We start from the raw sequence: 13,471 nt of genomic DNA on the forward strand, positions 1-13,471 counted from the left end.
CGACCCTCGCGGCGCTCACGACTCCTGTGTCCCTCGCCCCACGAACGTACGCCATGCCACCGACGTGCCCGCTTTCGCCCGTTTCCCTCGGACGGATCACTTCTCGCCCCTGGACCCGTCCGATGGCGGAAGCTGTCAGATGTGACCCTCCGCGCGTTCGCCGCCGTCCCATCGCGCCCGTCTCATGTCGAGACGCGGCAGATGGCCCTCGGCGGTCCTGCTCGCCGTCCTCAGCGGCGTGCCCTCGGCCCGGTAGTGGTCGAGGGCCCGCAGTTCGTGGCCGGGGAGCAGCACGCCGTCCGAGCGGACCACCCGCCACCACGGCGCCGCTCCCCCGTACAGGGCCATCACCCGGCCGACCTGGCGCGGGCCGCCCTCCTCCAGCCACTCGGCCACGTCGCCGTACGTCATGACGCGCCCGGGTGGGATGAGTTCGGCCACGTCCAGGACCCGCTCGGCGTACTCCGGCAGGGCGTCGCGCGGGAGGCTCTCGTCGCTCATCCGCCCCATCCTGCCCCACCCCACCGACAATGTGACGCGCTGGCGGCCGCGGGGGTCCCTCGCCTCGGAGCGGCGCTTCCGGCAGACTGTGCGCCCCGCGTTTGCACCCTGATGCCCCCGTGTGTCGGTGGAGCATGCCACCATCGTGCGGGCGGTGACCGGTGATACGAGATCAAGAAGAGTCGATGAAGCAGCAGGGCGTGCACCCGGAGGACGCGGAAAGCACCTCTGACGCTTCGTCGCGCCCGGGCACCGGCGACAAGGACGAGGCATCGGTGTCGGACACCGGCGGCAGGGACGAGACGCCGACCACGGCGGCGGACTTCGACGACGAGACTCACAGCGACGCGGTCGAGGGCGACGAACCCCTCCTCCCCGCGCGCGTGCACCGCCCGTCGGACCTGATGCGGCTGCTGGTCGGGGTGCTGGCGGTGGTGATCCTGCTGGCGATCGCCGCGTTCGCGCACGGCACCACCTCGGGCCTGGAACAGGACATCAACAAGGGCACCGGACAGGCGCCCGACCTGCTCATCAAGATCGCCGGGCTGGCCTCCAGCATCGCCATCCTGCTGGTGCCGGTCGCCTTCGCGATCGAGCGGCTGATCAAGCGGGACGGACTACGCATCGCCGACGGCGTGCTCGCGGCGGTCCTCGCGCACGGCGTGACCCTCGCCACCGACCTCTGGGTCGCCAAGGGCGCCCCCGACTCCATCCAGGAAGCGCTCACCCAGCCCTCCCCCGGCGACATCCATGCCCTGACGGACCCGGTGCACGGCTATCTCGCGCCGGTCATCGCGTACATGACCGCGGTCGGCATGTCCCGGCGACCACGCTGGCGCGCGGTGCTGTGGATCGTGCTGATGCTCGACGCCTTCTCGATGCTCGTCACCGGATACACGACACCGTTCTCGATCATCCTGACCGTGCTGATCGGCTGGACCGTCGCCTACGGCACGCTCTACGCGGTCGGCTCGCCCAACGTCCAGCCCACCGGGCGGACGCTGATGGCGGGCCTTCGGCACGTCGGGTTCCACCCGGTGAGCGCGGCCCGTGAGGAGGTCCCGGAGACGCCGGAGACCGGCGACCGCGGCCGACGCTACTTCGTCACCCTGGAGGACGGCCCGCCGCTGGACGTGACCGTGGTCGACCGGGAGCAGCAGGCGCAGGGGTTCTTCTACCGCGCGTGGCGCAATCTGACCCTGCGCGGCTTCGCCACCCGCAGCAGCCTTCCCTCGCTGCGCCAGGCACTGGAGCAGGAGGCCCTGCTCGCCTACGCGGCCATCGCGGCCGGCGCCAACGCCCCCAAGCTCATCGCGACCTCCGAGCTCGGCCCCGACGCGGTGATACTCGTCTACGAGCACACTGGCGGCCGCACCCTCGACTCGCTGCCCGACGAGGACATCACCGACGACCTCCTGCGCGACACCTGGCACCAGGTGCGGGCACTTCAGTCCCGGCGGATCGCACACCGCAGGCTGGTCGGGGACGCCATCCTGGTGGATCGTTCCGGCACGGTGATCCTCACCGACCTGCGGGTCGGCGAGATCGCGGCCGGCGACCTGCTGCTGCGCATGGACATCTCCCAGCTGCTGGTGACCCTCGGGCTGCGCGTGGGCGCCGAACGCGCGGTGGCCGCGGCGGTGAGCGTGCTCGGTCCCGACGCCGTGGCCGACTGTCTGCCGATGCTCCAGCCCATCGCGCTCAGCCGCTCCACGCGCGCGACGCTGCGCGCACTGGCCCGGGAACGCGCCCAGCGCGAGCGCGACGCGATCCTCGAAGCCTCCCGTCAGGCCAAGCAGGCCAGGCTCGAAGAGGCCCACGACAACGCTCGACCCGTACTCGAGAAACCCGACAAAAAAGCCGTACGCGCGGAGGCGCGGGCCGAGAAGCGGGCCATCGACGAGGCACTGGAGGAGGCACGCGAGGAGGACCTGCTCACCCAGATCCGCCACGAGGTGCTGCTGATCAGGCCGCAGGCCCCCGTCGAGCCGGCCCGTCTGGAACGGGTGCGGCCGCGGACGCTGATCAGTTTCATCGCCGGGGCCATCGGCGCGTACTTCCTGCTGACCCAGCTCACCCACATCGAGTTCGGCCCGCTCATCAAGAACGCCGAGTGGGGCTGGGTCGCCGCGGCCGTGCTGTTCTCGGCGGCCAGTTACTTCGCGGCGGCGATGTCGCTGCTGGGGTTCGTGCCCGAGCGGGTGCCGTTCGTACGGACCGTGGGGGCGCAGGTCGCCGGGTCGTTCGTGAAGATCGTCGCGCCGGCCGCGGTGGGCGGTGTCGCGCTCAACACGCGCTTCCTCCAGCGCCAGGGGGTGCGGCCCGGGCTCGCGGTGGCCAGTGTCGGCGCCTCGCAACTGTTCGGGCTCGGCTGCCACATCCTGATGCTGCTGTCCTTCGGCTATCTGACCGGTACCGAGAAGACGCCGTCGCTGTCACCGTCCCGGACGGTCATCGCGGGCCTGCTGACGGTCGCGGTGCTCGTGCTCGTCGTCACCTCGGTGCCGTTCCTGCGCAAGTTCGTCGTCACGCGCGTGCGCTCGCTCTTCGCGGGTGTCGTGCCGCGCATGCTCGACGTGCTCCAGCGGCCGCAGAAACTCCTCACCGGCATCGGCGGCATGCTCCTGCTGACCGCCTGCTTCGTGATGTGCCTGGACGCCTCGATCCGCGCGTTCGGCACCGAGGGCTCCTCGATCAGCATCGCCAGCGTCGCCGTCGTCTTCCTCGCCGGCAACGCGCTCGGCTCGGCGGCCCCGACCCCGGGAGGCGTGGGCGCGGTCGAGGCGACCCTGACGGTCGGTCTGATCGCCGTAGGACTGCCCAGCGAGGTCGCCGCACCGGCCGTACTGCTGTTCCGGCTGCTGACCCTGTGGATCCCGGTGCTGCCGGGCTGGCTCGCCTTCAACCACCTCACCCGCAAGGGCGCGCTGTAGGAGACCACGCGCGCGTGGCGCTCACGCGTACCTCATACGGCACGTGCACGCGCACCTCGCACCGCCCGTGCACGCGTACCTCGTACGGCCCGTGCCCCGAGCGGCCCGGCATGCCCGACCGCAGGATGGGAGCATGCCGAACCCTTTCCGCCTGCGCGCCGCTGCCCTGAGCGTCTCCGCCGTCCTGCTGGCCGCCCTCCTCGCGGGCTGCGGCGACGACTCCGAGCACCAGGACGTGACAGCCCAGAAGCTGAGCTGGAAGGACTGTCCGGCACCGTCCGCGGCGGAGGGCGGCGGTGACGCCCCGTCACCCCTGCCGAACGGCGACACATGGCAGTGCGCCACCCTGAAGGCGCCCCTCGACTGGGCCAGACCCAAGGGCGACACGATCGAGCTCGCGCTGATCCGCGCCAAGGCCAGCGGCGACGAGAGCAGGCGTATCGGCTCGCTCGTCTTCAACTTCGGCGGCCCCGGAGGCTCGGGCGTCACCACGCTGCCCGCGTTCGGCGAGGACTACGCGAAACTGCGCACCCGCTACGACCTGGTGAGCTTCGACCCGCGCGGAGTGGGCCGCAGCGCGCCCGTGGAGTGCCTCAACGAGCTCCAGCTGGACGCGTACTTCCAGCAGGACGCCACCCCCGACGACGCGGCCGAGCGTGCCAAGCTGCTGGCCGACACCAAGGAGTTCAACGCCGCCTGCGAGGACAACTCCAAGAAGGTGCTCCCCCATGTGGGCACCACCGACGCGGCCCGCGACATGGACCTGATGCGCCAGGTCCTGGGCGACGAACGACTGCACTACTTCGGCGTCTCCTACGGCACCGAGCTCGGCGGCGTCTACGCCCACCTGTTCCCCAAGAAGGTGGGCCGTGCCGTCTTCGACGCGGTCGTCGACCCGACCGAGGACGCCGAGCAGGGCTCGCTCGGGCAGGCCAAGGGCTTCCAGCTCGCACTCGACAACTTCGCCGAGGACTGTGTCTCGCAGACCGAGGAATGCCCGATCGGCGACAGCGCGCAGAGCGTCAAGGACCGCATCGCCAAGCTGCTGAAGGATCTCGACAGCGCGCCGCTCCCCGGCATCGGCCTGCGCAAGCTGACCCAGACCGCCGCGACCAGCGGCATCGCCCAGTCGCTGTACTCGAAGGACTTCTGGGAGTACCTCACCGAGGGCCTGGAGCAGGCGTACGACGGGGACGGGCGGGGGCTGATGGTGCTCGCCGACTCCATGAACGGCCGCAACGAGGACGGTCAGTACAGCAACCTCGCCGCGGCCAACATCGCCATCAACTGCGCCGACGACAAGCCCCGTTACACCGAGGACCACGTGACGCGGAAACTGCCCGCGTTCCGGTCCGCCTCGCCGGTCTTCGGGGACTACCTGGCCTGGTCCATGGTCAGCTGCACCGACTGGCCGGTCGCGGGCGCCGCCGAGCACCCCGACGTCAGCGCACCCGGCGCCGCCCCGATCCTCGTCATCGGCAACACCGGCGACCCGGCCACGCCGTACGCGGGGGCACGCAAGATGGTGGACGCCCTCGGCAAGGGCGTCGGCGTGGAACTGACGTACAAGGGGCAGGGGCATGGCGCCTACGACAGCAAGAACAGGTGCGTACAGAGCGCGGTGAACGGCTATCTGCTGAACGGGAAGGTGCCGGCGGCGGGGACGGTCTGCTCCTGAACCCCGGGCCGGCCTGCTCCCGAGAGCCGAGCGCCGACCTCCGACCGACCGCCGGACGCCTGGCCCCCTCCACACGACCCGCCATGGGCCACGCACCACCCGCCATGGACCACCCACATCACAGAAACCAGCAGGTCAGAGCGTTATCCACAGCCCTGCGCAGCGGTGTTGCGAGCCGCCTACCATGGCAGAACCGCCATCCGCTGCACGGTGCGGGCGGCCTGCGAGGGGGGAATGCGATGACGCGTTTCGTACGGTGGACGGCTCTGGCCGCCGCCGCGGCACTGCTGGTGGGGGGCTGTAGCGGCGGCTCGTCCGACGACGGCAAGGGTGATGAGGGGACGCAGGCGGCCGACCCGTCGTCGGGTTCCTCCGGGACGGAGAAGGCCGACGCGCTGCCGTCCTCGCTGACCTCGCAGAAGCTTGACTGGGCGGGCTGCAAAAGCACGGCGGACTCCCCCGCGCCGAGCAGCGACTGGCGGTGCGCGACGCTCAAGGTGCCGCTGGACTGGTCGAAGCCGAAGGGCAGGACGATCGGACTGGCGCTGATCCGTTCCAAGGCGCGCGGCGACAAGAGCGAGCGCATCGGCTCCCTGCTGTTCAACTTCGGCGGCCCGGGCGGCTCGGGGGTCTCCATGATGCCGATGTACGGCTCGACGGTCTCCTCGTTGCGCGAGCGGTACGACCTGGTGAGCTGGGACCCGCGCGGTGTCGCCGCCAGTGAGGGCATCCGCTGCCGCAACGACAGGGAGATCCAGTCCGCCGAGAGCCTGGACGCCACGCCGGACACCACGGCCGAGGAGGCCGCGTACTTCAAGGACGCCGCCGACTTCGGCAAGGGCTGCGAGAAGTCCGCCGGCGCCCTCATGGCGCATGTGTCGACCACCGACACCGCCCGCGACATGGACCTCATGCGCCAGGTGCTCGGCGACGCGAAGATGCACTACTTCGGCATCTCCTACGGCACCGAGCTCGGCGGTGTCTACGCCCACCTGTTCCCGAAGAACGTGGGGCGGCTGATCCTCGACGCGGTCGTCGACCCGAGCGCCGACACCGTGGGGCACGCCGAGAACCAGACCCGCGGCTTCCAGCGGGCCCTCGACGACTACCTGAAGTCGACCGGCCAGGACCCCGAGCAGGGCACGCGGAAGATCGCCGACCTGCTGAAGGACCTCGACGCCAACCCCCTGCCGACAGGCTCCGACCGCAAGCTCACCCAGACCCTCGCCGTCACCGGCATCGTGCTGCCGCTGTACAGCAAGGCCAGCTGGCCGACGCTGACGAGCGCGCTGGAGGCGGCGGAACAGGGCGACGGCTCGGAGCTGCTGACGCTCGCCGACGGCTACAACGAGCGGGACACCTCGGGGCACTACGGCACGACGACCCACTCGCAGCGGGTCATATCGTGCCTGGACGACAAGCAGCGGCCGACCGCGGCGGAGACGAAGAAGCTGCTGCCGACGTTCGAGAAGCTCTCGCCGGTCTTCGGGGCCTTCCTCGGCTGGGACACGGCCGGCTGGTGCCACGACTGGCCGGTGACCGGGCAGTGGGACACCCCGGAGGTGAGCGCACCCGGCGCCCCGCCGATCCTCGTGGTCGGCAACACCGGCGACCCGGCGACCCCGTACGAGGGTGCCCGGAAGATGGCGGACGAGCTGGGCAAGGACGTCGGTGTGATGCTCACCTGGAAGGGCGAGGGCCACGGCGCCTACGGCAGCGGGAGCGACTGCGTGGACTCCACGGTGAACGCGTATCTGCTCAAGGGCACGGTGCCGAAGGACGGCAAGGTCTGCTCATGACGACGGCGGGGGCCGCTCCGCAGTGGAGCAGCCCCCGCCGTTCGCAGCGGGTGCGGTCAGTAGACCGGCTTGTCCGGCTCGATCTGGTTGACCCAGCCGATCACGCCGCCGCCCACATGCACGGCGTCGGAGAAGCCCGCGGACTTCAGGACGGCGAGGACTTCCGCACTGCGGACACCCGTCTTGCAGTGCAAGACGATCTTCTTGTCCTGCGGGAGGCTCTCCAGGGCGGTGCCCATGAGGAACTCGTTCTTCGGGATCAGCTTGGCGCCCGGGATGGAGACGATCTCGTACTCGTTGATCTCCCGGACGTCGATGATCTCGATGTTCTCGCCGTCGTCGATCCACTCCTTGAGCTGCTTGGGAGTGATCGTCGAGCCGGCGGCCGCCTCCTGGGCCTCCTCGGACACGACACCGCAGAAGGCCTCGTAGTCGATGAGCTCGGTGACGGTCGGGTTCTCGCCGCAGACCGCGCAGTTCGGGTCCTTGCGGACCTTGACCTGGCGGTACTGCATCTCCAGGGCGTCGTAGATCATCAGGCGGCCGACCAGGGGCTCACCGATGCCGGTGAGGACCTTGATGGCCTCGGTGACCTGGATGGAGCCGATGGACGCGCACAGCACGCCGAGGACGCCGCCCTCGGCGCAGGAGGGGACCATGCCCGGCGGCGGGGGCTCCGGGTAGAGGCAGCGGTAGCAGGGGCCGTGCTCGGACCAGAAGACGGAGGCCTGGCCGTCGAAGCGGTAGATCGAGCCCCACACGTACGGCTTGTTGAGCAGCACGCACGCGTCGTTGACCAGGTAGCGGGTCGCGAAGTTGTCGGTGCCGTCGACGATCAGGTCGTACTGGCTGAAGATGTCCATCACGTTGTCGGCCTCGAGCCGCTCCTCGTGAAGGATCACGTTCACGTACGGGTTGATACCGAGGACGGAATCGCGCGCGGACGCGGCCTTGGAGCGGCCGATGTCGGCCTGGCTGTGGATGATCTGGCGCTGGAGGTTCGACTCGTCGACCTCGTCGAACTCCACGATGCCGAGCGTGCCGACGCCCGCCGCGGCCAGGTACATCAGCGCCGGCGAGCCCAGGCCGCCGGCGCCCACACACAGCACCTTGGCGTTCTTCAGCCGCTTCTGCCCGTCCATCCCGACGTCGGGGATGATCAGGTGGCGGGAGTACCTGCGGACCTCGTCTACGGTGAGCTCAGATGCGGGCTCGACCAGGGGTGGCAGCGACACGGGGACTCCGTTGGTCGGTCAATCACTACAGTTGTTCTCCCCGTAACACTGCCACGGCCTTCTTCATTCCGAGACACCTGTTCCGATCCGCGAGACGATGTCGTCCCAGTAGCCGGGCATGGTCTCCCAGGGGTCAGTGCGGCCCCCGTGATCCGTGCGGTCGGTGAACCAGATCGTGGCGGCGCCCTGCCAGCGGGCGATGCGCAGCGCCTCGTCGAGGTGACCGCGGGGCACGCCGTGGACGAAGTGGCAGAACCGCTCGGGCGGATAGTCGGCGGTCCACTCCGCCACCTGCGACCAGCGGTAGTCGCTCCAGGGGCCGGAGAAGGTGACCAGCTGGTCGGCGTTCTCGGCGTAGCCGGGGTACGGATGGGTGCCGTGGCCGAGGACGACGTGGGCGTCGTCGTGGATCGCGCGCAGCGTGGTGACCGTGCGGCGGATCTCGGGGAGCGCGGTGCGCTCGGTGGGACAGCGGTCCAGATAGAAACCGTCGGTCTTGTACCAGTCGATGTAGCGGTGTGCCTCGGAGATCATCTCGCCGAAGGCACGGGCCCCGTATGTGGCGTCGATGTGGCCGAGGACCCGGACGCCCGCGTTGCGCAGCCGGCCGGCCGCCTCCAGGCAGTGCGGGTCGGGGCGGCTGCCGGGGCCGTCGGCGACATTGAGGACGACCCAGTGCACGGGGGCGCCGGGGCGGGTGAGTTCGGCCCATTCGGCGGGGGCGACGAGGGGGTGCGCGAGGCCGGGGATGCCGAATCCGGGGTGGATGCCGGTGTCGGGTGCAACGGTTTTGGTGCTGGTCAGATGCGGCATGCCGCCTCCATCCAGATGTCTGCCAGGGACTCTTCGAGGTTGATCCGGGGCCGCCAGCCGAGCCGGTCGCGCGCGGTGCGCACATCGGCCTGCTGCCAGCTGCCGCACCCGTCGGGGTACGGATACGCGACCGGGGCCGCGTGGTCCGGTTCGGAGCGCGGGTGCCCGATGGCGGGGCGCAGGGGGCCGGGAGGCCCGTCGAGTTCGTGGAGGGCGCCGCCGTATCCGGCCACGCGCGCGAGGACGGCGGCGGCGTCCCGCAGGCGGACGGCACGGCCCGAGCCGATGTTGATCACGCCCTGTGCGGCGGAAAGGCTGGCCGCGTGGACGGCACGGGCGACGTCACGGACGTCGACGAAGTCGCGCTGGGCGCCGAGCCCGCCGAGCTTGAGCTCGCCGTCACCGGACTGCATGGCGCGCCGCATGGCCTCGGCGAGCCGGCCGAGGGGGGAACCGGCGGGGGTGCCGGGGCCCGCGGGCGAGAAGACGCGCAGGACGACGGCGTCGAGGCCTGAGCCGAGGACGAGTTCGGTGGCCGCCAGTTTGCTGACGCCGTACGGGCCGCCGGGGCGTGGCACGGCGTCCTCCGCCGTCGAGGAGCCGGGCTGGCTCGGGCCGTACTCGGCGCCGCAGCCGATCTGGACGAGTCGTGCCCCGCAGCCGCTGCGGCGCAGCGCCTCGCAGACGGTGGCCACGGCGACCGTGTTGTGGCGGGTGAGTTCGCGGGCGCCGCCGCGGGTTGCTCCGGCGCAGTTGACGACCACGCCGGGGTGGACCGCGTCGAGGAAGCGGGTGAGTGCGCCGGGGCTGCCGGACGCGAGGTCGAAGCGGACGTCGGCGTCGTCGCCGCGGCCGAGGGCGGTGAGCTGCACGGCCGGGTCGGCGAGCAGGCGGTCGGCCACGAAGCGGCCCAGGTAACCGTTGGCTCCGATCAACAGGACCCTCATCGTGCGGCTCCCGTCGCCAGGTCGTCGGGTCGGGAGGTGATCATTGATGCTCTCCTTCAGAGGGGGTTGCCTCCGGCCGCCGACGGTGGGGTGGGATGCGTGCGGCGACCTGTCTGGTGTGGGTGGGGGTGCGCGGAGTGCCTACTCGGGGGTGGTGGGGCGGGGCCGCGCCGGGGGACGGCCCGCCTCGACCGGATGGGGCCGGCTCACGGGCGGTGCCGCGGGGCGTCACCACTGCCGGTCCATGGGCGCGTGGGCCGAGGCCCGTGTCAGCCTGCGCGTCGCGTGGAACAGCAGGGCCGCGGCTCCCGCCGCGCAGGCCAGGGCCGGGACGCTGCCGGGACCCCATGCCCCGACCAGAGTCTCGACCGGGGCGCCCAGGAAGCCGCAGCCGGGGAGACGGGCCGCGAAGACCGCGGCGACGGCCGCCGGCTCGGTCGCGGCCGTGGCCGTGAGGACGAGCGCCGGGGCGTGGGTGAAGCCGTGGGTGGTGAGGAGGCGGGACAGGAAGAGAAGGGCGCCGAGGGCGAGGGTCCCGGCGTACGGGACCGGCTCGGAGAGAACCGTGCCGCTCACCGCCAGCAGGGCCGTCAGGGCGCACAGGTACAAGGCGAACACGGCGAACAGCAGCGGCAGTACGGAGGCGGTGAAGTCCTCCAAGCCCCGGCTGAGGGCCAGCTTGCGGCGGGCCCGGGTGGCGAAGAGGTGCGCGGTCCAGGCCGCGGGGGCGCAGGACAGGGCGAGGGCCAGGACAGGGGCCGCCACCAGCGGCCAGGGACCGTCGGGGGCGCCGGTGGGCAGGGCGTCGGGGCCCCCGGTCACCGCTGCTCGCAGGAGACCGTCGCCCAGAAGGGCGTAGAGGACCAGCCAGCACGTCAGGGCGCGGGTGCGGGTCTCGGTGGGGTGCGGGGTGCCCAGGGGGCCGCGTGCCAGTGCCGCGCGCAGGCCGAGCGCTACGGCGAGTGCGCCCACGGCCGCCGCGATCAGGCGCGGCCGGCCGTCGGTCAGGTGGAGGGCTGCCACGGTCGCCGCACACAGGGCGCCCGGGAGAAGGGTGCGGAGCAGCCAGGCGGCGCTCGCGCGGGGGGCCTCGGAGGGCGGTGGGGCGGCTGACGGGGATTCGGCGCCTCTCGGTACGCGCGCGTACATCTCCTCCGCCAGGGAGAAGACGTCCCGGTGGCGGAAGCGGCTCGCGGTGCGGTCGGTGACGCCGTGCGCCTCCAGGCCGGCGGCGATCTCCAGCGGGTCGACCGCCCGTTCGCACAGGTCGCGGTGACGGTGCATCAAGGCCTTCACGGGGTCCACGGCGGAGGCGCGACGCGGGGCGGGGGGCTGTCTGCGGGCCGGGGGTGCGTCGGACGTTCGGCGCACAGATCCGGCGGTGCCACCGTCGCCCTCGACGGCCACCACGGGCTCGGCGCCACCGTTCACCACCGCGGCACCGTCACCTTCGGCGGCCCCGGCACCACCGACCACGACCGCATCACCGTCACGCTCGACGGCCACAACGGGCTCGGCGCCACCGTTCACCGCCGCCCCACCGTCACCTTCGGCGGCCCCGGCACCACCGACCACGACCGCGCCACCGTCGCCCTCGACGGCCACTCCGGCCCGGGCCCCGCCGGTCACGCTCGCAGCGTCGTCATCGCCCGCGCTCCCCTGGCCGCCCTCACCCCCCTCGCCCGCGTCTCCGTTCCCCGCGAGCCACTCCCCCGACCGTGTGTCCCAGGGGCCGGGGCTCGCCGGTGTTCCGGGGCGGTCCAGTTCGCCGAGGTCGCTCATCGGGCTCCCTCCGTGGCGGGCAGCGGGGTGTTGGCGCGTACCGGAGGCCCTGCCGCCCAGCCGGGGCCGCCGCGGGCCACGACCCGGGCGCCGAGGTCCGTCCAGCAGCCGGGCACATGGGCCTCGGCCGGGACGGCGAACGGGAGCGGTTCCCCGGTGCTGTCGTCGACGACGACCCGGCGGAGCGGATGGCGCGAGACGATCTCCAGGTAAATGCCGTGAAATGCCGTGATGTTCTGTTCGACGGTGAACAGCTCGAGCGCACGCGCGCGTGCCGCGGCGCCCAGCCGGGCACGGCGCTCGGGGTCGCGCAACAGCGCCACGCACGCCTCCGCGAGCGCCCGCGGATTGCGCGGCGGTACGACGAGCCCGGTGCCGCCGACGACCTCCACCACGGCGCCGACGTCGGTGGACACGGTCGCGCGGCCGCAGAACATGGCCTCCACCAGGCTGATGGGGAAGCCCTCGACGACGCTGGACAGGACGGTCACGGCGCCCGAGGCGTACGCGTCGGCGGGGGTCGGGACCTCCGGGCCGCCGATCTCCTCGAAGGAGACGGGATTGTCGCCGACGGCGTGCAGCCCGTCCGCCTCGTCGGGGAAGAGCTGCGCGGCCAGCGCCTTGCAGTGACCGAGGTAGGCCGCGCCCTCGGAGCCCACCGGCACGCCGATGATCCGGAGCCGGGTCTTGGGTTCCTCCTTGCGGATCTCCGCGAAGGCGTGCAGGAGGGAGATGAGGTCCTTGACCGGTTCGACGCGGCCGACCCAGAGGAGCGTGTCGGGGTCCGCGCGCTCCGGGGACTCACCGACCTCCGCGAAGTGCGTGGCGTCCATGCCCGGGTAGACGGTGCGGATCTTGTCGCGGTCGGCGCCGCAGCGCTCCTGCCAGCGGCGGGCGTGGGTGTTGCCGGGCGTGACGAGCGCGGCCCGGCCGTAGATCTCGGCGGCGAGCCTGCCGTGGAAGGCGGCGACCAGGGACCGCACCGAGGGCGAGGCGTCCGGCGCGGACAGGTAGTGCGTCCGCAGTTGCACGCCGTACTCGGTCACCAGCAGGGGTACGTCGGAGAAATGCCCGGCGAGCAGTCCGGGGAGGGCCGCCGGGCCGCCGGAGGCCGCGTGGCACAGGTCGACCGAGCCGAGCCCGTCGTCCCCGTACCAGTCGAGGGACAGGGGGCGCAGCGCGCGCTCCAGGTGTGCGGCGACGGCGAGCAGATCGGGGACGCGGGCCTCGCGGGCCGTGCGGGCGGCGCCCGGCGCACGACAGGCGCGTTCGAGGGCGCGTACGGCGGTCTCGGAGCGGAGCGCCCCGACCAGTCCGCCCTCGTCGCGGGCGAGTTCGGCGAGTCCGTACAGCGCGTTGCGGAAACGGTCCGCCTCAGCGGCCGACGGGTCCTCCGCCGGGCCCGCGCAGAGGACGGCCGCCAACTCGCCGTAGCTCTCGGCGAACCGCCGGCGCGCGCGGCGCCCGTACACCGCCCCGTCGTCCTCGGCCGACCACAGCGGCGCCGTGTGCACCCGGCTGACCTGCGGCGGAAGCGGGACCCAGCCCTCGTCCTCCTGGCGTTCGCTGCGGCTGAGCGCGTAGATGTCGAACTCGTGCTGCCCGAGCCCGCGCACGAGCCGGTCGCACCAGAGCCTGGCGTCACCGCTCACATACGGATAGCCACCCTCCGTAAGCAGTCCGATGCGCACGAGCGCACCCCCGATCTCCCGTATGGGGAGCCGCCGTTGGTCCGGCGGCTCGCAGCGGGACGAACGTATGCGGACAAGGCGGTGGCGCGACG

General features: G+C 72.1%; 9 protein-coding genes. 3 read left to right on the top strand and 6 right to left on the bottom strand.

Annotation, left to right across the window (positions count from 1 at the left end; translation table 11 throughout):
* Window positions 1-135: 135 nt before the first annotated feature.
* Window positions 136-501 (bottom strand): MGMT family protein, encoded by a 366-nt coding sequence (locus tag ACZ56U_RS13455; protein ID WP_469084156.1) that lies wholly within the window; start codon window positions 499-501, stop codon window positions 136-138.
* A gap of 185 nt (window positions 502-686) precedes the next feature.
* Here ACZ56U_RS13455 and ACZ56U_RS13460 point away from each other — a divergent pair, with 185 nt between their 5' ends.
* The 3 genes from ACZ56U_RS13460 to ACZ56U_RS13470 all read left to right on the top strand — a co-directional run bounded on the left by ACZ56U_RS13460 (window position 687) and on the right by ACZ56U_RS13470 (window position 6,911).
* Window positions 687-3,434, top strand: coding sequence for a lysylphosphatidylglycerol synthase domain-containing protein (locus tag ACZ56U_RS13460; protein WP_469084157.1), 2,748 nt, complete (start codon window positions 687-689; stop codon window positions 3,432-3,434).
* A gap of 133 nt (window positions 3,435-3,567) precedes the next feature.
* Complete coding sequence (locus tag ACZ56U_RS13465; protein ID WP_469084158.1) at window positions 3,568-5,112, top strand: alpha/beta hydrolase; 1,545 nt, start codon at window positions 3,568-3,570, stop codon at window positions 5,110-5,112.
* Window positions 5,113-5,351: 239 nt separating this feature from the next.
* Window positions 5,352-6,911 (top strand): alpha/beta hydrolase, encoded by a 1,560-nt coding sequence (locus ACZ56U_RS13470; RefSeq protein WP_469084159.1) that lies wholly within the window; start codon window positions 5,352-5,354, stop codon window positions 6,909-6,911.
* Window positions 6,912-6,967: 56 nt separating this feature from the next.
* Here ACZ56U_RS13470 and moeZ read toward each other — a convergent pair whose 3' ends face one another.
* The 5 genes from moeZ to ACZ56U_RS13495 form a co-directional block, all read right to left on the bottom strand.
* Window positions 6,968-8,146, bottom strand: a complete 1,179-nt coding sequence (moeZ, locus tag ACZ56U_RS13475) for an adenylyltransferase/sulfurtransferase MoeZ (protein ID WP_469084160.1) — start codon at window positions 8,144-8,146, stop codon at window positions 6,968-6,970.
* Between the two features lie 63 nt (window positions 8,147-8,209).
* Window positions 8,210-8,959 (bottom strand): spherulation-specific family 4 protein, encoded by a 750-nt coding sequence (locus tag ACZ56U_RS13480; protein ID WP_469084161.1) that lies wholly within the window; start codon window positions 8,957-8,959, stop codon window positions 8,210-8,212.
* Complete coding sequence (locus ACZ56U_RS13485; protein ID WP_469084162.1) at window positions 8,947-9,906, bottom strand: NAD-dependent epimerase/dehydratase family protein; 960 nt, start codon at window positions 9,904-9,906, stop codon at window positions 8,947-8,949. Before ACZ56U_RS13485 ends, ACZ56U_RS13480 begins: the two co-directional genes overlap by 13 nt.
* A gap of 228 nt (window positions 9,907-10,134) precedes the next feature.
* Window positions 10,135-11,688: a hypothetical protein gene (locus tag ACZ56U_RS13490; protein ID WP_469084163.1), complete on the bottom strand. Its 1,554-nt coding sequence runs from the start codon at window positions 11,686-11,688 to the stop codon at window positions 10,135-10,137.
* Entirely contained in the window at window positions 11,685-13,379 is a 1,695-nt protein-coding gene (locus ACZ56U_RS13495; protein ID WP_469084164.1) for a DUF3492 domain-containing protein, read from the bottom strand. Before ACZ56U_RS13495 ends, ACZ56U_RS13490 begins: the two co-directional genes overlap by 4 nt.
* Window positions 13,380-13,471 lie beyond the last annotated feature (92 nt).

Source organism: Streptomyces sp. NPDC034103, from assembly GCF_055575395.1.